19 protein-coding genes are annotated in these 19,519 nt (G+C 73.6%); 12 read left to right on the forward strand and 7 right to left on the reverse strand.

What is annotated here, in order from left to right; all coding sequences use genetic code 11:
• Positions 1-3: 3 nt before the first annotated feature.
• Positions 4-1,014, reverse strand: coding sequence for an AraC family transcriptional regulator (locus AB0J10_RS09605; RefSeq protein ID WP_363059584.1), 1,011 nt, complete (start codon positions 1,012-1,014; stop codon positions 4-6).
• A 600-nt stretch (positions 1,015-1,614) separates the two neighbouring features.
• Here AB0J10_RS09605 and AB0J10_RS09610 point away from each other — a divergent pair.
• The 8 genes from AB0J10_RS09610 to AB0J10_RS09645 all read left to right on the forward strand — a co-directional run bounded on the left by AB0J10_RS09610 (position 1,615) and on the right by AB0J10_RS09645 (position 9,492).
• A complete protein-coding gene (locus AB0J10_RS09610) occupies positions 1,615-1,959 on the forward strand; it encodes a hypothetical protein (RefSeq protein ID WP_363059586.1) in 345 nt (114 codons plus the stop codon).
• 417 nt (positions 1,960-2,376) lie between these two features.
• Positions 2,377-3,156 carry a hypothetical protein gene (locus AB0J10_RS09615; RefSeq protein WP_363059588.1) on the forward strand — a complete coding sequence of 260 codons (780 nt, stop codon included), beginning with the start codon at positions 2,377-2,379 and terminating at the stop codon, positions 3,154-3,156.
• A 376-nt stretch (positions 3,157-3,532) separates the two neighbouring features.
• Positions 3,533-4,309, forward strand: coding sequence for a hypothetical protein (locus AB0J10_RS09620; RefSeq protein ID WP_363059590.1), 777 nt, complete (start codon positions 3,533-3,535; stop codon positions 4,307-4,309).
• Positions 4,310-4,557: 248 nt separating this feature from the next.
• Positions 4,558-5,079 (forward strand): hypothetical protein, encoded by a 522-nt coding sequence (locus AB0J10_RS09625; protein ID WP_363059592.1) that lies wholly within the window; start codon positions 4,558-4,560, stop codon positions 5,077-5,079.
• A 38-nt stretch (positions 5,080-5,117) separates the two neighbouring features.
• Positions 5,118-5,384 carry a hypothetical protein gene (locus tag AB0J10_RS09630; RefSeq protein ID WP_363059594.1) on the forward strand — a complete coding sequence of 89 codons (267 nt, stop codon included), beginning with the start codon at positions 5,118-5,120 and terminating at the stop codon, positions 5,382-5,384.
• A gap of 212 nt (positions 5,385-5,596) precedes the next feature.
• Positions 5,597-6,121 (forward strand): (2Fe-2S)-binding protein, encoded by a 525-nt coding sequence (locus AB0J10_RS09635; RefSeq protein WP_363059596.1) that lies wholly within the window; start codon positions 5,597-5,599, stop codon positions 6,119-6,121.
• 99 nt (positions 6,122-6,220) lie between these two features.
• The gene (locus tag AB0J10_RS09640; RefSeq protein ID WP_363059598.1) at positions 6,221-7,258 is read left to right on the forward strand and encodes a xanthine dehydrogenase family protein subunit M; all 1,038 of its coding nucleotides are present in this window, start codon (positions 6,221-6,223) and stop codon (positions 7,256-7,258) included.
• Positions 7,255-9,492: a xanthine dehydrogenase family protein molybdopterin-binding subunit gene (locus AB0J10_RS09645; protein ID WP_363059600.1), complete on the forward strand. Its 2,238-nt coding sequence runs from the start codon at positions 7,255-7,257 to the stop codon at positions 9,490-9,492. The genes AB0J10_RS09640 and AB0J10_RS09645 overlap by 4 nt, the downstream gene beginning before the upstream one ends.
• A 609-nt stretch (positions 9,493-10,101) precedes the next feature.
• Here the strand turns inward: AB0J10_RS09645 and AB0J10_RS09650 are convergent.
• The gene (locus tag AB0J10_RS09650; RefSeq protein WP_363059602.1) at positions 10,102-10,557 is read right to left on the reverse strand and encodes a protein phosphatase; all 456 of its coding nucleotides are present in this window, start codon (positions 10,555-10,557) and stop codon (positions 10,102-10,104) included.
• Between the two features lie 417 nt (positions 10,558-10,974).
• Here AB0J10_RS09650 and AB0J10_RS09655 point away from each other — a divergent pair, with 417 nt between their 5' ends.
• From AB0J10_RS09655 to AB0J10_RS09665, 3 genes are all read left to right on the forward strand, one after another.
• On the forward strand, positions 10,975-11,181 hold the full coding sequence (locus AB0J10_RS09655; protein ID WP_363059604.1) for a hypothetical protein: 207 nt from the start codon (positions 10,975-10,977) through the stop codon (positions 11,179-11,181).
• 132 nt (positions 11,182-11,313) lie between these two features.
• Entirely contained in the window at positions 11,314-11,751 is a 438-nt protein-coding gene (locus tag AB0J10_RS09660) for a GNAT family N-acetyltransferase (RefSeq protein WP_363059606.1), read from the forward strand.
• Between the two features lie 176 nt (positions 11,752-11,927).
• The gene (locus tag AB0J10_RS09665; protein WP_363059608.1) at positions 11,928-12,188 is read left to right on the forward strand and encodes a DUF2277 domain-containing protein; all 261 of its coding nucleotides are present in this window, start codon (positions 11,928-11,930) and stop codon (positions 12,186-12,188) included.
• On the opposite strand, the gene AB0J10_RS09670 is transcribed toward AB0J10_RS09665, so the two are convergent.
• Positions 12,157-12,822, reverse strand: a complete 666-nt coding sequence (locus tag AB0J10_RS09670; protein ID WP_363059962.1) for a VTT domain-containing protein — start codon at positions 12,820-12,822, stop codon at positions 12,157-12,159. The two genes, AB0J10_RS09665 and AB0J10_RS09670, sit on opposite strands and share 32 nt — an antisense overlap.
• Before the next feature lie 273 nt (positions 12,823-13,095).
• Here AB0J10_RS09670 and AB0J10_RS09675 point away from each other — a divergent pair, with 273 nt between their 5' ends.
• Positions 13,096-13,800 (forward strand): superoxide dismutase family protein, encoded by a 705-nt coding sequence (locus AB0J10_RS09675; protein ID WP_363059610.1) that lies wholly within the window; start codon positions 13,096-13,098, stop codon positions 13,798-13,800.
• Positions 13,801-14,228: 428 nt separating this feature from the next.
• Here AB0J10_RS09675 and AB0J10_RS09680 read toward each other — a convergent pair whose 3' ends face one another.
• The 4 genes from AB0J10_RS09680 to AB0J10_RS09695 form a co-directional block, all read right to left on the reverse strand.
• A complete protein-coding gene (locus AB0J10_RS09680) occupies positions 14,229-14,693 on the reverse strand; it encodes a DoxX family protein (protein WP_363059612.1) in 465 nt (154 codons plus the stop codon).
• Positions 14,694-14,749: 56 nt separating this feature from the next.
• A complete protein-coding gene (locus AB0J10_RS09685) occupies positions 14,750-16,663 on the reverse strand; it encodes an FAD/NAD(P)-binding protein (RefSeq protein WP_363059613.1) in 1,914 nt (637 codons plus the stop codon).
• A 135-nt stretch (positions 16,664-16,798) separates the two neighbouring features.
• A complete protein-coding gene (locus AB0J10_RS09690) occupies positions 16,799-18,571 on the reverse strand; it encodes an alkaline phosphatase D family protein (RefSeq protein WP_363059615.1) in 1,773 nt (590 codons plus the stop codon).
• 177 nt (positions 18,572-18,748) lie between these two features.
• Positions 18,749-19,402 carry an HNH endonuclease family protein gene (locus AB0J10_RS09695; RefSeq protein ID WP_363059617.1) on the reverse strand — a complete coding sequence of 218 codons (654 nt, stop codon included), beginning with the start codon at positions 19,400-19,402 and terminating at the stop codon, positions 18,749-18,751.
• Between the last annotated feature and the right edge of the window lie 117 nt (positions 19,403-19,519).

Below are 19,519 nucleotides of genomic sequence, written 5' to 3' on the forward strand. Positions count from 1 at the left end.
CCGTCATGACCGGGCTGTCGTCGCGCCGCCGTCGTCCCGCAGGGTCGTCGAGGGGGAGACGCCGTACGCCCGGCGGTAGACGACCGAGAAGTTCCCCGGCTTGCCCCATCCCCAGCGTGCCGCGATCACCGCGACCGTCGCACCGCCCGCCGGGTCGGCCTCCTGCAACTCGCGGTGTGCGCGTTCGAGGCGTACCCGGCGCAGATAGCCCATGGGGGAGGTGCCGTGGCGGCGGCGGAAACCGTACTGGAGCGCCCTGGCGGACACGCCCGCCGCGGAGGCGATGTCGGACAGCGAGACCGGCCCGTGGGCGTGGGCGTCGATGTACGCGACGGCCCGGCGGATGGTGGCCTCGCCGACGTGGCCGGGGCCGCGCAGCAACGGGTCGTGTGCCGTGAAGGTGTTGGGGAAGAAGGCGAGTGCCGCCCCGGCCAGCATCCGGCCGGCCGCGTCCAGGACCAGCGGGGTGCCCGCCGCTCCCTCCGCGCCGAAGAGGTCCCAGACGTAGCGCGTCGTCGACCGCCACACGGCCGCGTGCGCCGGCTCGGCGGACGCGTGGAGCCGTAGCAGACGCAGCGGTGTGCGCGGTTCCTCCCGGCCCAGACCCGCGACCTCGCGGAGCAGCGCCGGTTCGATGACCGCGACCCGGGTGCGAAGGCGGTCCAGATGCGAGTGGAACGGGACGTCCGGCTGGGCGGGTGCCATCACGGCCCCGACGGCCGAGCTGCTGCTGACGCTGTCGCAGTCGACCCTCATGGCCCCCGACACGACCTCCAGCACCATGAGCGGGCCCACCGGTTCCACGGTGTAGGACGCGTCCATGGGGAACGCGAGCGAGTCCAGGGCGAGGGAGCCTGCCGCGCGCCTCTCGTACCGGTAGTGCCCGCCGCTGACCGCCGGCCGTGTCACCTGGATGCGCGTGCCGTACGCGGAGGCCAGGGATGCCAGGGCCCGCTCCACGTCAGGTGTCGAGAAGGTGCTGCGGACCACGTCGCAGCGACGGTTCCCAACCACGGCTTCTCGCCTCATTCCGCTGCACGGTCGCCGGGCGCGCGGCCGGGCGGCCGGATGTCGACCCCGCCTCTTGCCGTGCCGACGGTACGCCGGATCCCCCGGGGCGAGAGCCGGAAGCCGCGCCGCACATCTGCCCACGGGGTCACCCTGCCGGGGTGGCGGTGCCGAGACCCGGGCCCGGCGGTGGCAACCCGCCGGGGCGGCGGCCCGGAGCCCGCCCCCGTGGCGGCGCGCGGCCGACTGGACGGCAGGAAGGGCGTGTTCGACCTCGGGCGCTCCAACTGCCCGCCGCCGTCTGCGCGCTGGTGCGGACAGCGGTGGTGCTGATCGTGCCGGCGGTTGCCGGGGGAGGCGCCGGTGCCCGCTCCGGTCGTGGTCGGCCCGCTCGCCGTCGGAGGGTTGCTCCTGCTCGGCCGGCTGGTCCCCGACCCGGCGCACCGGCGAGCGGGCCCGGCGACGGGCACGCCCTCCGGCATTGGGCTTCGGTATGACGGCGGGACTCATTCCACCCGTGGATCGATATGCAATCGCAGGTCTGGGAAAGGTTTTCGCGGATTCTCGTACGGCAAGCAAGCAGGCATGAGCAATTCCCATGAACCCATGCCGGTAAATGAACCCTACAACCCCTATCCCGTACAGCGGGAGGGTTATCGCCCCAACCGGGACGGCGCCGGAGCAAACCGGGCGGCCCTGGTCATCCACACGATCGCGGACATAGCCGCAGGATTTCTGATCCTCTGGATTCTGCTCCATCTGCTCGGCGCCAACCAGGGAAACGTGTTCGTCGGTTTCGTGCACGATGTGGCCGACTGGCTGGCGGGCTGGTCGCAGGACGTCTTCACCATGGACAGCGAAGGTCTCCGCGTCATCCTCAACCACGGTCTCCCGGCCGTGATCTATCTGCTGGTCGGGCATGGGATCGCCGCACGGGTACGACGGCTCTGACGGATTTCCCGTCGAGTCGGCCGCGCGCGCCGGTGAGGTCCGTGATCCGATTCCTCTCGCCTCACGGCAATCCTGCGGAAAGTCGCGGACCTCACCGGCGGCGTCCCGGTCGTCCGATACGTGATGACCGGGCCGGGAATACCCGGAACGGTCGTCGGGAAATCTTCGCAGCAGCATCACAAGGGCTGCGCGTTCTGTTCGGCTCGGGCCGTTAGCGTTACTGGCCGCTCGATCCCGCGTGCGTGAAAGTTCGCCGGCGTCCCTGGCGGCGCAGTCAGCACAGAAAGACCGCAGATGGACTACTGCTCTTCGTGCCGCAGAGACCTCAACGGGGCACTCGTGTGCCCGGGGTGCGGTGCCTACGCTCCGGATATCGCCCCGCCCTCACATCGGCGTCACGGAGGCGGGGCCTCGACCGTGACCGCGTGCCTGGCGACGGACGGTCGGAACGCCCGCGACCGGGGGGCCTACCCCGGCGGTGCCGCCTACTTCGACGCCCCGCCGGTCAGTGCCGGCCAGGACGGGGCCCCGGACGCCGGTGAGGCCGACGGCGGGATCGGCGACGAAGGCATCTCGGCCGAGGCGTCAACCGGGCAGGGCCGCGCGGCCCGGCGGCGGCAACTCGCGCGCTGGAGGAAGCACCGGCGCCGGGCCGCGGCGGCGACGGCCGTCGCCCTGGTCGGCGGCGGGCTGACGGTCGCCGCACTGCCCAACGGCAAGCCCTCCACCAGTCACACACAGGCGTCCGCACCGCCGGAGCCTGCGTCCGCGGCCTCTCCGTCCGGATCGGTGTCGCCGGGCGGCGTGCCGGCCGAGGCACCGGACACCGCTGCGCAGCCCCGGCGCGGCGACGACCGGGCCGCGGCGGGCGGCGGCCCGCAGAGCGGCACCAGGGACGTGCCGTCTCGCGCCGACGCGGAGGCGACGACCAGGGCGGCCGGGCAGCCGGAGACCGCCGCCCCCGACGCGCCGGCCACGCAGCGGCCCTCCGCCGCCTCGCGCACTTCTCCGGTCTCCGCGCCCCAGGTGTCCGAGCAGGCGCCCGGGGACACTCCGGCGGCACCGGCACCGGAGGCCACCCCGCCGCCCCCCGCCGCCGCGAGTCCCGGACCGACCGCACCGCCTGCCGGACTGCTGCCGACGGCGCCGGGCGGGTCGCCGGTCCAGGTGTGCCTCGTCGGGCTGTGCGTCGGCTGATCGCCGCGCTGTGCCCCTACGCGGGTGGCGGCAGTCGGCGGTGACCCCGGCGGCGCCGGTACGCCGGCCGTCTGCTCCGTCCCCCGCCCGAGTCGCCTCCCTCCGCCCCACCCTCCCCTGCGTGGCTGAAGGAGTGCCGCACACCGCACATCTGAAGGAGTGCCGCACGCCGCACATGGCGCATCGCTCGCCGTACACCGGCTCGCCGGTACCCGTGCAGGCCCCGGCCGAGTGCCCGGCGGGGCCTGCGGAGGCCCTCACAGCACTCCCGGTACCCGCCGCCGGTGGCCGAGCCGCCACTCCCGGCATCCGCCGCCGGTGGCCGGGGCGCCACTCCCGGCACCTGCCGCCGAGAACCGAAGGAGGCCGAGTCCCCATGAGCACTGGCTACCGAGCACGGCTGCACAGAATCGGCCGCTGGTGGGCCGTCGACATCCCGGAACTGGCGATCCACACACAGTGCCGCACCCTCGACGAGGCCGAGGACATGGCCCGCGAGGCCATCGCCGGAGCTGTGGGGACGACTCCCGACACGATCGCCGTGGACCTGGTGGTTCCGGAGTTCGCGCCCCTGCTGCACACCGTGACGGAGGCGCGCAGACGGCGGGCGGCGGCCGATTCGGCCGAGCGGCAGGCGTTGTCCGACGCCGTACGCACCCTGGTCGAGGACCTGCGTATGAGCCAGGGCGACGCGTGCCGGTTGCTCGGCATGTCGCACCAGACGGTGGCCCGGCTGTCCCCGGCCCGTGGCTCCGCCGACTCCCGCCCCTGGCACCTCGACGGGCAGCCCGAGCCGGGGTCACGCGGTCCCGGCGGCCTGGGGCGCGTCGGCGGCCCGGGTTCGGGCCGTGCGGGCGGGGTCACGGGCGGCGGGGATTTCGGTGGTGGTGACGGCTCCGGGACCATTGGCGGCGCGCGCGCCGGCGCGGGTGCCGGCCGTGCGGGCGGGGGCGATGGCTCCGGTGACGTCGAAGGCTCCGGGAGCACCGCCGGTGCCGACAGGTGGCACGACGTGCACGGGCATCGGCATCCGGCCGAGAACCGTCCGGCCGGCTCGCCCCACCCGGGCGGCACGACGCGTCCGCACGGTCATCGGCCCGCCTCGTCGACGATCCGGCCGCGCTGGGCGGTCGGATCGGAGGACGAGGTCTGAGGGCCGCGGGTCGGCGGTGCCGGCGCGCTGATCCGGCGGCGCGGTCGATCCGTGCACGGAAGTCGGGCCGGGACCGCCGGCCCGTCACGCACCCCGCCGCGCGGCAGGGCGGCCGGAGTTCGGGCTCGGCCCTGTTCCCCGCCGCGGCCCGGTTCACGTCCCGGTCCCGGCACGGTCCCCGGTACCGGCCCGCACGCCCGGCGTCGCCCGGCCGCGCGGGGTACCGGGTGCGCCGCGACACTGGAGGCATGACAGGCCAGACCCCCGCAGACCGCACTCGGGCCGCGCCCCCGGCCGCGGCCGGGCGGGGTGACTACACCGGTGCCGTGTACGGTTCCCTCCTCGCCGCCTCGGTGGTGGTCGGGGCGGGGACGCTCGGGTCGTTCCCGCGACTGGAACTCGTCCTGCTTCTGCTCTGCACGGGCGTGGTCTTCTGGGCCGCGCACGTCTTCGCCCGGCTCTTCGGACAGCGCATCGCCTACGTGTCGCCGAACGGGCACGAGATCCGGCGCGTGTGCCGGGCCGAGCGGCCGATCCTCGAGGCGGCGGTCCCGCCGGCCGTCGCGGTCGCCGTCAGCCCGCTGCTGGGACTCGACCTGGAGGGGACGGTGTGGCTGGCGCTCGCCGTCGCGGTGGCGGGCCAGGTCGGCTGGGCGGCCACGGCGGCGTTCAGGGCGGGTGCCTCGGCGCGCATCGTGATCGCGGCCGGGGTGGTCAACCTGGTACTCGGCCTGCTCATCGTGGCCTTCAAGGTCGCACTGAAGCACTGATCCAGCGGCCCGAAGGGACTCCTCCCATGCCTCTGCGCATGTCCTGGCAAGTGTCACCGGTGGCGTCGGCGGGTGAGGAGGTGCCCGACGTGGAGGGTGCCGTTGCCGCGCTGGACCGTTCCGTCCTACGCCTCCGGGAACGCATCGTGACCGGTCCCGAGGGCAGGGACCTGGGCGAGTCGGCACGCCTGATGCGTATTCGCATGCTCGACGACGGGCGTGCGGCCGTGGAACGCGGCGAGCGGTGGTCGGCGACGGTCGGAGAGATCGCAGTGACCCTCTCGCCATTGGACGAGAGCCTCTGACCGAACGACCTGAGGGCCTGACCCGGTCACCTGAGCGCCTGACCGGGTGAGGGATCGGTCGCGTCGCCACGACCGCCGGGCAGCCGGTTCTCGACGACGGAGGCCGGCCGGCGGATGCCTCCGGCACGCTCCGGCTCATGCGGCGAGTTCTACGGTTGCGGCACTTTTGCAGGTGTATGAGCATGAAGGGGTGCTTTCTCTGGAGGTGTGCCATGTCCGCACGCGGCCCGGCCCTTACCGAACGAGGGGCAGCACTCGAGGAACGGGGTCCCGGTCCGGTCCGGGTCAGGCTGTCGATCAACGGCACCGAGCACACGCTGGACATCGAGCCCCGCGTCAGCCTGCTGGACGCACTGCGTGAACGGCTGGATCTGACGGGCGCCAAGAAGGGTTGCGACCAGGGCACTTGTGGGGCGTGCACGGTGTGGGCCGACGGGCGGAGGGTGCTGGCCTGCCTCACCCTCGCCGTGACCTGCGAGGGCCGTGAGGTGACCACCGTCGAGGGCCTGGCCGACGAGGGTGAACTGCACGAGATGCAGCGGGCCTTCATCGCCGAGGACGCCTTCCAGTGCGGCTTCTGCACCCCCGGGCAGATCATGTCGGCCGTGGCGCTGATCGAGGAGGGCCACGCCGGTGACGACGACGAGATCAAGGAGTGGATGAGCGGCAACATCTGCCGCTGCGCCGCCTACCCCAACATCCGGGCTGCGATACGCGCCGTCCGCGACCGTACGTAGTCCGCGACCGAACGCCGGGCCCGAGAACACGGCTCGGTCCGCGACCGAACGCGCTCCGGGGCTCGGCACAGTCCGCGACCGAACGTAGGGAGCCCCGCCGTGCGGCCGATCACCTACCTCCGCGCGACCGACACGGCGACCGCCGTCGCCGCCGTGAGCACCGACCCCACCAGCGACTTCCTCGCCGGCGGGACCACCGAGGTCGATCTGCTCCGCCAGAACGTGCTCAACCCCCGGCGGCTCGTCGACATCAACGACCTTCCGCTGACCGGTGTGGAGAGCACCCCGGAGGGCGGGCTGCGCATCGGCGCGCTGGCCCGGATGAGCGACGTCGCCGCCGCTCCCGTCGTCCGCGAGCGCTTCCCGCTGATCGCCCAGGCGCTGGAGCTGGGCGCGTCGGCGCAACTGCGCAACATGGCGTCGATGGGCGGCAATCTGCTGCAGCGCGTGCGCTGTTCGTACTTCCGCGATGCGGAGTCCGCGTGCAACAAGCGTGAGCCCGGGTCAGGCTGCTCGGCCGTCGAAGGGTTCAGCCGCGGTCATGCGGTGCTGGGCACGAGCGAACACTGCATAGCCACGCACCCGTCCGACGTGGCGGTTGCGCTGACGGCGCTCGACTCGCTCGTGCACACGCTGGGACCGAACGGCGAGCGGACCTACCCCATCGACGACTTCTTCCTCCTGCCCGGCGACTCCCCGCACCGCGAGCACCCCATGGAACACGGGGAGCTGATCACCGGGATCGAGGTCCCCGCCACGCCTCCTGCCCGGCACTCCCTCTACCTGAAGGTGCGGGACCGTGAGTCGTACGAGTTCGCGCTGGTCTCGGTCGCGGCCGCGCTCTCCGTGGTGGACGGCACGATCGCGGACGTGCGGATGGCCCTGGGCGGGGTCGCCACAAAGCCGTGGCGGGCCAGGCGGGCCGAGGACTTCCTGATCGGAGCGGCCACCGTGCGGGACAACTTCGCCATGGCCGCGCGCGTGGAGATGGCCGACGCCCGGCCCACCCCCATGAACGCCTTCAAGGTGGAACTCGCGCAGCGCGCGATCGTCCGCGCCCTCGACACGCTCAGCGGAATCGGCAGCGGCAGGGACACCGACGCCGGAACCGGCGCGGGGAGCGGGAGTTCGTCATGACCACCACCACCCCTTCCGCCGTCGGACAGCCGCTCGACCGGGTCGACGGCCGCGCCAAGGTCACCGGGCACGCCCGCTACTCCGCCGAGATCCCCGTCCCGGACATGGCGTACGCGTACGTGGTCGGTTCCCGCATCGCCGCCGGCCGGGTCGCCGACATCGACGCGAGCGCCGCGCAGGCCGAGGAGGGCGTCCTCACCGTCCTCACCCACCGGAACCTCCCGAGGATCGCGGAGCAGCCGCCGCTCATCCCCTCCCTGGCGGGCACGGCGGCTCCCGGGCAGACGTTCTTCCCCATGCAGGACGACACCGTCCACTACGCGGGCCAGCAGGTCGCGATCGTCGTCGCCGACACCTGGGAACGCGCCCAGCACGCGGCACGCCTCGTGCGCGTCTCGTACGAGGAGACCGCCCCCGTCACCACCCTCGACCAGGGCCGGGACGGCACGTACGTGCCCCAGCGGATCTTCGGTGGCTGGATACCCGGCCGGCTGGAGCGCGGGGACGTCGAATCCGGGCTCGTGGAGGCGGACGTACTGGTCGAGGGCACGTTCACGTACGCGGCGAACCACCACAACCCCATCGAGCCCGCGTGCACGACAGCCCAGTGGGAGGGCGACGAACTACTGCTGTACGACACCACCCAGGGCGTCAACGCCACGCAGATGACCGTCTCCCGGCTGCTCGGGCTTCCGATGTCGAAGATCCGGGTGATGGGCCACTACGTCGGCGGCAGTTTCGGCTGCAAGGCGATGATCCACGCCCATTCGGCGCTCGCGGCGATGGCCGCCCGCGAGGTCGGCAGGCCGGTCAAGCTCGTGCTCACCCGCGAGCAGATGTTCACCTCCGTCGGGCACCGCGAGGAGCAGGAGCAGCATCTGACGCTGGGAGCGAAGCGCGACGGCCGGCTGACGGCGATCCGGCACCACAAGCTGTCCCCGACCTCCCACTTCGACGACTGGGCCGAACCGTCGATCGGCGTCTCCTCGGAGATCTACGCGTGCCCCGACTACGAAGGGGTCTACCGGCTGTTCCGGGCCAACACCATGACCCCCACGTTCATGAGGGCGCCGGGCGAGGCGAGCGGGATGTTCGCGCTCGAGTGCTCGTTGGACGAACTCGCCCACGAACTCGGCATGGACCCCATCGAGCTGCGGCTGCGCAACCACACCGACGTGGACGCCATGTCGGGCCGCCCGTGGTCCAGCAGTGGTCTGCGGGAGTGCTACGAGCGCGGCGCGCGGCGCTTCGGCTGGTCGGGCCGGGACCCCCGGCCGGGCACCCGCCGGGAGGGCGACTGGCTGATCGGCACCGGCATGGCGACCGCCTGCTACCCCGTGGCCCCGCCCGCCAACCCCCAGCGCGCCCGTGCCCGTCTGTACGCCGACGGCACCGCGGTCGTCCAGGCCGCCACCCCGGACTTCGGCACCGGAGTCGCGACGGTCATGACCCAGGTCGCCGCCGACGGCCTCGGCATGGGCGTGGACCGCTGCCGCTTCGAGAACGGCGACACGGACCTCCCCAACATCGCCGCCGCGGTCGGCTCCGCGGGCGCCGGCATGATCAGCGCTGCGGTGCACGCGGCCGCCACCGCCCTGCGCGAGCAGCTGGTCAAACGGGCCGTCGGCGACCCCCGTTCACCGCTGCACGGGACGGACCCGGTCGACGTGGTCGTCCGGGACGGCGTCATGACCGCCGGCACCGCCTCCGACGCCTACGCCGATCTGCTGCAGCGCAACTTCCAGCCGGACGCCGAGGCATCCGGCCAGTGGAGCCCGCCGGCGGGGGACGTGCCCTACGGGATGATGACCTTCGGTGCCCAGTTCGCGGAGGTCGCCGTGGACGCGGAACTGGGTCTGGTCAGGGTGAGGCGCATGACCGGCGCCTTCGCACCCGGCCGCGTGCTCAACGCCAAGACCGCCCGCAGTCAGCTGATGGGCGGCATGCTGTGGGGCCTGGGCCAGGCGCTGCTGGAAGCCAACCACACGGATCCGGGCACCGGGCGCTGGGCCAATTCGAGCCTGGGGGAGTACCTGGTCGCGGTCAACGCGGACGCGCCGGACGTCGACGTCGAACTCATCGAGATCGAGGACGCCATCGTCAACCCCCTGGGCGTGAAGGGGGTCGGGGAGATCGGCCAGGTCGGCGCGGCGGCCGCGATCGCGAACGCCGTTCACCACGCCACCGGCCGCCGGGTGCGCAAACTGCCGATCACGATCGAGGACCTGCTCTGAGCGGATCCCCGGGTGGGGCTGCCGGTGCGTGCGGGGCGCTGGGTGTGCCGGTACCACCGGGAGTCGTTTCCCCGGCTCAGTGCGGTGTCCGACGTGGCAGCGGCGCTCACCGCATCGGGTGTCGCGGTACGCGCGGGAAGAGAGTGAACCTGAGCCGGTGCTCCGGCGTCGGTGCCCAGCGCCTCGTGCAGTGGGTGCAGTACCAGCGCCACCGGTCCTCGAAGCCGGGCGCGGTCCGGCTGGTGTCCCTCCACAGCGGCGGACGCGAGGGGCACTGCGGGCACGACGGAGGTTTCGGCACCATGCGGACTCTCCTTCAGGTCCGGTCCAGCGTGGTGCTTCGGCGTCCGGCCCGGGGCGTGGACCGGCTGCCGCCACCCGGATGGGGGACCGGGCCGGGGCGGCCCGGACCGCGCCCGGGGGCAGCCGGTGGTGCGGGCGGTCAGCGAGCCGCCGGGAGCGCGGAGGGCGCGGGCCGGAAGCGCATGCCCCCCGAGTCCGCCGCGGATGCCGCTCTTCCGGCGGTGGGTCATCCGTCCTGCGAAGGGTGCGTGTCTGCCGGCGGTGGGTCATCCGTCCTGCGAAGGGCGCGTGTCTGCCGGCGGTGGGTCATCCGTCCTGCGAAGGGCGCGGGGAAACCGGGAAGCGGCGAACGTACCGGCGCTGCCAGGGCGTTTCGACGGCGTGGCGGTCGTAGTTCCGCCGCACGAAGGCCACCGCCTCGGCGGCCGGTACGCCGTCGAGGACGGCGAGGCACGCCAGCGCCGTGCCCGTACGGCCACGTCCGCCCCCGCAGGCGACCTCGACCCGCTCCCTCGCGGCTCGCACCCAGACCCCGCTCAGCGCGGCGTGGGCACGGTCCCGGTCGCCGGGCAGCCGGAAGTCCGGCCAGCGCAGCCACTCGGCCTCCCAGGGGACCTCGGGAGGCCGCTTGCCCAGTAGATACACGGCGTACGTGGGTGTGGGCCCGTCCGGCAGCGGATGCCGCAGCCCGCGCCCCCGCACGAGCCGCCCGGAGGGCAGACGGAGGACACCGGGGGCGGTCACCGGCCAGGGCTCTGTCATGGATCCAGCAGACCACGCCGTCGGCCCGTTGCGCGACGCTCCGACGGGACCTTCGCGGCCCGGGCAGCGGGGGAGCCTCACCTCGCCCGGGCGGTCGGGGCACGGCCGTGGACGGCGGGTGCCGCGCTCGCATTCCGGCGGACGTGGGCCCGTCCGGGAACGGGTCGTCAATCCTCGTCGACTCCGCAACGGTGATCTCGTGAACTCCCGGCGCGGACTGGGGTCGTTGAGAGGTGTGAGGGAGGACACGTCGCACACGGGTGTCGCACGCCCCACCAGCCACGACCGCGCGGCGCGGGCTCGTGGTGTGCGTCACCGCGGCGGTTCGACGGGTCACGGTTGTCGGTCCCGCCGCGTAACCTTGTGCCCATGTCCCCAACCCTTCGCGAGCTTGGTTCCGTGCGGTCCGCTGCCGTGGTGAATGCGGAGATTCGTGCGTTGTGGGCGAAGTCCGGGAGCCGGCTGTCCGCCGCGGACGAGGCGAAGTACCAGCACCTGCTCGTGGAGTGGGCCGCGGCCGTGGACGCCGAGCGGTCCGAGGACGCCGAGGCCGACGAGGAGGCCGGGGCGGCTCCCCCGGCCCCGCGCACGGGCGCGCCCCTCCGCCTGACCCGCGCCGCCTGACCCGCCGCGCCTCGTCCGTTCCGGCCGTCCGTTCTCACGCTGCCCGCGCCGGTCGGCGGCGTCCGTCGTCCTGTCCCGACGAAGTCGCCGGACACAGTGGGTCCAGTCGCCGTCGAGGGATAGGCTCCCCGCATGAGCGTCCGCGTAGAGGTCATCAGGGAAGCCAGCCCGGAACTCGTCGACGCCCTCGGCCGCCTGCTGCCGCAGCTGTCCTCGACGGCGAAGCCGCTCGACTACGAATCGGTCCACCGGATGGTGTCCTGCGATGCCGGCACGGTGCTCGTCGCCCGGGCGTCGGAGGCGATCGTCGGGACGTTGACTCTGGTGCTGCTGCCTCTGCCTTCCGGGCTGCGGGGACGCATCGAGGACGTGGTCGTCGACGGTGCGGCTCGAGGTCGGGGAGTCGCCGGGCTGCTCGTCCAGGAGGCCCTGCGGATCGCTCGGGAGGCGGGAGCCCGGACGGTCGATCTCACCTCCCGGCCGGATCGTGCGGCGGCGAACCGGCTCTACGAGCGTCTCGGCTTCCGCGCCAGGCAGTCGACGGTCCATCGACTCTCGATCGACGAGTAGGGAACACCGCCTTCGCGACCCGTGCTCCGCGACCACGGGTGCCGGCCCGACACGGAGCGGGATCGTCGGCACCGAACGTCGCCGGCGCGCTGACGGGACGGTCCGAGGAGGGCCGGATGAGGGGGCGGTCCGAAGCGGGGAGCCCGTCTGTCGGTGGTGTGGCCCACACTGGACTCATGTGCCGCAGCATCAAGACCCTTCGACCGCCGGTCCTCCCCGAGGAAGCCACCGAGGAGGACATCAGGGCCGCGGCCCTGCAGTTCGTACGGAAGGTGTCCGGTTTCCGGGCGCCGGCCGCGCACAACCGGGAGGTGTTCGAACGCGCCGTGGACGAGGTGACGGAGGCGACGCGCAAGCTCCTCGACGGGCTGGAGGTGCGCGGCGGCGGAGGCGCGGCAGGGAAGGCTACGCGGGCTCCGGCGCCGGACGCCGCATGACGTAGGCCGCGACGAAGCCCGCGGCGAAGAGGGCGAGGACGGACACCGTCAGGCCCACCCAGGTGGCGCCCAGCCACTGCCCGCCGAACCAGCCGAGGCCGACGCTGTAGCCCGCCCATGTCACGCCTGCCAGGGCCGACCAGGGCAGGAACTCCCGCACCCTGCGGTGCGCCGCGCCCGCGCCCAGAGAGACGACGGAGCGGCCCGCCGGTGCGAACCGGGCGATGACGACGAGCAGTCCGCCGCCCCGGCTCAGCGCCGTGCCGAGACGTTGCTGCGCCGTGACCAGCCGCCGGGAGCGGGCGATCGCCCGGTCCAGCCGCTCCCCGCCGCGCCGGGCCAGCCGGTAGGCGACCAGGTCGCCGAGCACGGACGCCGTCGCCGCGCACAGCAGCAGTGCCAGGAGCGAGGGCACCTCGCCGGACACCTTGCCGGCCGCCGACGCGACCGTCGTCGATCCGGCCACGGCGCTCTGTCCCGCGGCGGCCGTCGTTCCGGCCGCGGCGGCCGTCGCGGCGGTGATCACCAGCACACCGCTGGGCAGTACGGGCAGGAACACGTCGAGGATTACGGACAGAGCCACGACCGCGTAGATCCATGGGCTGCCTGTCAGCAGCTCCACCGCCTCGAACACCACGACTCCCCACCGGATGACAACGCCGCGACGTCGCAGGGGAGCGGCAGGAGCGGCATGACAGCCACAGAGCGTACGCCTGTGCAGACCGGAGAGATCGCCAGGGGGCGGGTGAACTCCGACACGGCCGTACGAGTGCAGTCCGCCGCGCCGTCGCCCCGGTCCGGGCGCGGCTCGGCACACCGCCGGTCCCGCCCGCGGTACGAGGGCCTGGTGCGTACGCCGGTACGGCGCGTGCGCGGAAGGCGAGCACCCGGACACGAGGAGTGGCACATGGCGGCAGCGGCAGGCGCACTGGCGGGAGCGGCGGCCCTGGTGACGCTGGCGGTGGGGGCCGTGGGCGCGGCCTGCGGCGCCGGTGTCGGGCCCGGCGGGGGCGATCGGTCCGGCCCGGCCGCCGGACCCGGGGGAGCGGTCCTGTCCGGCGGTGCCGTCCCGGCCGCCGGACCCGGGCCGGGCGGAGCCGGAGCGTACGACGTGGCCCGCACGTCCGGTGCGGTCGGGGAGCCCGTCGCGGGCGAAGGGGTGGCGCTGTGGGCGTACGGGCGGTTCGCTCCGCCCGGTTCGTTCGTTCCGTCGACGGCCCTCACCTATGACCGGACGCTCGTGCCGGCGGGGGCCTGGATCGTGGTGGAGCAGTCGACCGAGCGTTCGGGGACCGTGGTGCGGGCGCGTGTGGGCGGGCTGAAGGCGGGGCACGCCTTCGGCGCCCATGTGCACACCGCGCCGTGCGACGCGGACCCGGCCGGGGCCGGGCCGCACTACCAGCACAGGTCCGCACCGGGCGCCGATCCCGCGAACGAACTGTGGCTGGACTTCGCCACCGACGCGGCCGGGGAGGGCAACGCCGAGACACGGCACGAGTGGGGGCTGCGGCGGAGTGGGGCGCAGTCGGTCGTCCTGCACGCCGAGCAGGGCGGAGCGGGCGCCCGAGTGGCGTGCTTCACGGTCCCGTTCGGCGGTTACGGCACACCGTGAGCTCTTTCGGTGCCTGGTCCCGGTCCCGGTCCCGGCTCCTGGGCCCGGTCCCGGACGCCTGAGTCCGACCTGGGCCGGAGCTCGCTCCCGCTCCCGGTCCCGGTCCCGGACGCCTGAGTCCGACCTGGGCCGGAGCTCGCTCCCGCTTCCGCTCCCGGTCCCGGTCCCGGACGCCTGAGTCCGACCTGGGCCGGAGCTCGCTCCCGCTTCCGCTCCCGCTCCCGCTCCCGCTCCCGGTCCCGGTCCCGGTCCCGATTCCGGCTCCGATGCCGCCTTCTGAGCAGGATCCCGAGCCCGGAACCGACCCGAACTCCTCAGCCCGGACCCGATCACGGGCCCCTCAGCCGAGCCCGCGCCCGGCTTCGCGCGGCCGTACGGCGGGCCGGGGTCGCGCGACCCCGGCCCGCCGTACGGCCGTCGCATACGTCTCAGGCCGCGACCGGCGCCGAACCCTCCTGCACGGTCCGCTCGTTCGCGCCGCGCGACGAGAGCAGGCCGTCCAGTCCCAGGGCCCCGGGCCCGGTGAAGACCAGCAGCAGGAACGCCCAGCAGTAGAGCGCTGCGCCCTCGCCGCTGTTCTGGATCGGGAACAGGCCCTCGGGCTGGTGCACGGTGAAGTACGCGTACGCCATCGCGCCCGACGCGACGAGCGCCGCGGCCCGGGTGCCCAGGCCGGTCAGCACCAGGGCGCCGCAGACGAGTTCGATCACGGCCGCGTACCAGCCCGGCCAGGTGCCCGCGGCCACCGTGCCGCCCGCGTTCTCCGCGCCCAGCACGCCGAAGAGCGAGCGCGCTCCGTGGCAGGTGAACAGCAGGCCGACGACGATGCGGAACACGCCGAGCGCGTACGGACGGGCCTGATCCAGCCGTGCGGTCAGCTGACGAGTGGCCATGTGGGGGGTCTCCTTCGGTCTGGGGACATGAACCGACGGGACGAAGTTAGGCGGACCTAATCAATACTTGCAAGTTCAATATTCTGTCGGCGGCCGCCCTTCATGAGAAGTTCACGCCGCGCGCTCACGCGCAGCGCGGCCCGTGCCACCGCGTCCGCGTCGGAGAGCGTGACCGAGTCCACGCCGGGCCGCGCCCCCGCGGCGGTCACCCAGTGCACTCCCTCGGTGGGGACCCCGATCGCGAACCGCCCTGGGTGCGGCCTACCCTGACGGTCGATCAGGTGGTAGGGGCGGCCGGTCACGTCCAGGCCGCCCGTTTCGTAGCCGTCGATCGTATGCGGCCTGCACTGGCCGGTCCGCAGCATCCGGGACAGCAACTCGTCCCGGCTGCGGCGCAGATCGGGTTCCGGCAGCCGTGCCTCGATCAGTGCCGTCGCGGTCACCGCGGAACCCGGCACGTCGGGCGACTCGGCCACGAAGACCCCGCCCTCCGCTCGCACGGTCGTCCTCGGGCCGACCACCACCAGCACCCCGGCCGCGATCAGCGCCGCCATCTCCTCGATCCGCCGGCGCGGCGGGCCGATCGACAGGAAGGCGTTCAGCGGGGTGTACCAGCGGTCGAGGTGGTCCCGCCGCGATCTCCCGGACAGCCCGCGGTGGTCCACGATCTGCCGCACCTCGTTGCGGACGTCCCGCAGCACGTCGAGGGCCGCCTTGACCGGGCCGTCCACATTGCCGAGCGCGGCGTGGCCCGCGTCCCGCCGCAGATGGCCGAGCAGCCAGTCGCGGAAGGCGTCCGGACCGTCGAAGGTCTTCCCCGCGTACGGCCGGGAGATCCGCTCCCAGGACCAGCGTGCGGACTCCGGGCAGCCGTGGGCGTCCAGGACCGCCGCCTCCTCCGCGCTCCCGTGCGCGGTGGCGAGGAACGCCGTCCGGAAGCCGGTGTCCGGGGCGGCGGACGGTCCGAGCAGCGTCTCGTAGTAGACCGTCTCCACCTCCTTGGCGATCCTCGGCCATATCTCGCCCAGGAAGTCCGGCGGATCGCCCGCCTCCGCGCGCCTGCGGAAGAGCGTGATCACATCCGGGGTGAGCGCCAGCGGGTGGTGCCGGCCGGACGCGCCCTTCGCGTTGTCCCCGCGCGCCTGGTGGGGGATGCCGCGCCGGGAGCCCGCGTACAGCCTCGGCTCCCGGCCGGAGGGCCGGTACACCAGCCGCTCCCCGCCGTACGCGCTCCTCTCCCGCGCGTACAAACCGCCGCGGCCCGTCGTCAGCAGCGCCATGTGGTCGAAGAAGTTGAGTCCGAGGCCGCGCAGCAGCACCGCTTCGCCGGGGGCGATCCCGGTGAGGTCCAGATCGGCCGGGTTGGCGGGGGCGAAGTGGCGCAGCCCGTGCCGCCGCGCGTACGCGCCGAGCCGGGTCGGCAGCGCCCCCGGCGCCACCGGAAGATGGCCCTGCGCCAGCACCACCGCGCTCAGGCCGGACAGTGTCGTCCCGTCGTCCAGGACGAGCCGCTGTGAGCCGTCCTCGGCGTCGTCGAGGCGCACCGCACGCGCCCGGTGCGTCTCCACCCGGACCGTGTCCGGGGCGTTGGCGACGGCGGTGCGGAACGCCCAGGCCAGATAGCGTCCGTAGCAGGCGCGCGTCGGGTAGTCGTCGGGTCCGAGCGCCGGGTCGCCGCCGGCCGCCGCCCAGGCGTACAGGCTCGGGCCCGGCCGGATCGGGCCCTCGCAGGCCACGCTCTCGTCAGTGAACAGCGTCACCTGCGAGGCGACCGTGTTCATCAGCAGACCCGAGGGCTGGTCCGTGCGCCACACCTGCCCGGGGCCTGCCGGGGCGGGGTCGATCACATGCACGGTCAGCGGGATGTCCGGTGCCAGCTCCGGGACGGAGGCGCAGAGCCTTTCGAGGACCGAGGTGCCGCGAGGGCCTGCGCCGACGAGGGCCACGGCGGGGGGAGCTGCTGGGAACACGGGCAAAACACTGACTCCCGGGGCGATGTGGGGGCGTGTGGCGGCGGGGGAAGCGGATCGTCCGCCTCATCATGCCGTTGCCGTGTGAGGAGTCCGAGGGGCGGGGGTGAGGATCGTCTCCCGCCGTGTGAAGTGTCACGGACCATTCGTCAGGTTCCGCTCGTCCACGGTCAGGAGCCGTGTACCCGTACGATCCGTACGGACCTGGTCCAGCCGGAGCTCGGCCGAACGCCCGTTCAGGGTCAGGGTCATCAGCTGGTTGCCGAACCAGGGGCCGCCGGTCTTGTCCCAGTGGACGACCGGCCGACCGGCCCGGCCGTGCCGTGCCATGGCCCGCCCCAGTCGCCGCCCCGCCCGGCTCCACCCGAAGCGGAAGCCGATCCGCATCGAGGCGTGGATCGCGTTGTGGACGGGGGAGCAGGTCAGCTGGAGCACCCGGGCTGCCGGTTCCGGTTCCGGCCAGTGGGGCTCCGCGACATAGGCGTGATGGACGTCCCCGGAGAGCACGCACACCGTCGACGGCGCCAGCGGTCCGCTGCCCACCTCCCTGATCAGCGCGGTCAGCTCCTCGAACGAGGACGGGAACGCGGCCCAGTGCTCCAGGTCCGCCCGTCTGCGCAGGTTCTCCCCGACGCGCGCCCAGCGCTCGCCCCGCTCCCCGCGGCACAGCGCCGCGTTCCAGCTCTCGACGTCGTGGATGGCCGGGGGCAGCAGCCAGGGCAGTGAGGTTCCGAGGAGCAGATGGTCGTACGAGCCCGGCGCCTCCAGCACCTGCTCGCGCAGCCAGCCCGTCTCCACGTCGTCGAGCATCGACCGGTGCCGCTCGTCGAGGACGCGGGCGGCACGGGTGTCGATCATCAGCAGCCGCGTCCTGCCGAAGTCGCGACGGTAGCTCCAGCGGACCGAGGCGGGGTCGATGTCGGCCCGGGCCGCGAAGGACCGCAGGGCGTCGGTGCCGTCCGGGGTGGCCCGCACGGCCGCGTAGAGCGGGTCGTCGGCGAGTTCGGCCGGGGAGAGGTTGCCCAGGTGCTGGTGGACCCAGTACGACATCAGACCGCTGAGGATGCGCTCCCGCCACCACGGTGTCGCCCGCATCTCCGCCAGCCAGGAGGCGCTGGTGTTCCAGTCGTCGATGACGTCGTGGTCGTCGAAGATCATGCAGCTGGGGACGGTGGAGAGCAGCCAGCGGACCTCGGGGTCCAGCCAGGACTCCTCGTACAGCCGGGTGTACTCCTCGTAGTCGGCGACCTCCGTGCCGGGGGGCTCGCTCAGGTCGCGGCGGGACGCGAGCCACCGCTGGGTCTCGCGGGAGGTGGCGTCCGCGTACACCTGGTCGCCCAGCAGCACGAGCACGTCGGGGCGCTCGCCCTCCGGGTCGGCGGCCATCCGGGCGGCGAGGGTGTCCAGCGCGTCCGGTCCGATCGGATCCTGCTTGCGGGCGGGCGGCGCGGCCCAGCGGCAGGAGCCGAACGACACCCTTACGCCCTCGGCCGGGATCGCGGGCGTGCGGATCACGCTCGGCGGGTACGGCGAGTCGGCCGGCGGCCAGACCCGGCGGCCGTCCAGGAGCACCTCGTACGCGGTGGACGAGGCGGGGGCGAGGCCGGAGACCGGGACCAGCGCGTAGTGGTGACCCTCGATCTGGAACGTGCGGGCGGCTCCGCCCGCGGCCTTGGGCGGGCCAGGCCGGGTGCCCTCCGCCGGGCCGGTGCCACGGGAAGCCTCGTCGTCGGGGCCGCCTCCGCGGGCGTCCCCGCCGGCCGGCCCGGTGTCCTCACCGGGGGGTGCCCCGAGGCAGCGCACCTCGGCCGTGCACGGCCGGTCCGCCTCGATCCAGACGGTCGCGTGCTCACCGGTCTCCCAGTCCACGTACCGCAGTAGTGGTCCCAGGCGCAGCCCCGCTGCCATGTGCCCTCCTCCGTCGCCCCCGTACGGTACGGAACGACGGGGGAGGGTAGCGCGGTTCCATGCCGCAGGACCCGGTCCGGAGCGTGTCCGGCGCGGTCCGGGCGCGGTGCCCGTGGACACCACCACGCCGGCCGGCGGGACCGGTTCCCCGCCGGCCGGCCGTGCGCGGTCGGCGGGTCAGCAGCCGTTGAGGACGGACTGCAGGGCGGACTTCTCGGCGGAGTCGACGGAGAGGTTCCAGTAGTGCTTGGTGTGCACCCACATGCGGGCGTACATGCAGTGGTAGGAGCTGGTCGGCGGCAGCCACTCGGCGGGGTCCTTGTCGCCCTTGGCCTGGTTCACGTTGTCGGTGACGGCTATCAGCTGCGGGCGGGTCAGGTCGTTGGCGAACGACTGGCGGGAGGAGGTGGACCACGAAGCGGCCCCGGAACGCCAGGCCTCCGCGAGCGGTACGACGTGGTCGATGTCGACGTCGGAGGCGGCGTACCAGGTGGCGCCGTCGTAGGGGGAGTACCAGCTGCCGCTGACCGCCGCGCAGCTGGAGTCCTGGACGACGCCGGAGCCGTCGCGCTTGAGGACGACCTCGCGCGTGTTGCAGGCGCCCGACTGGGTGATCCAGTGCGGGAACTTGTCGCGGCTGTAGCCGGTGGAGGAACCTTCCGCCTTGACCGTGAGCTGGCCCAGGTACGTACGGGCGGTGGAGGCGCTGACCGGCGTGGGCGGGGCGGCCTGGGCGGCGGGCGCGGTGAGCAGCGCGGTGGTGGACGCGAGGGCGGCGGACGCGGCGAACACGGCGGTACGGGTTACTCGACGCGCGTAGACACCTGACATGCGGACTCCTGTGAGAGTGGGGGGCGTTGACCGGAGCGGACCCCGTGCGGGAGGGCCCGCGCCATCGTTGCGGCGCCGGATTGCCTGGGGATGGGCGCCGGGTAACAGAGTGGCGAC

Source organism: Streptomyces sp. NPDC049887 (genome assembly GCF_040656535.1).
Taxonomy (GTDB): Bacteria; Actinomycetota; Actinomycetes; order Streptomycetales; family Streptomycetaceae; genus Streptomyces.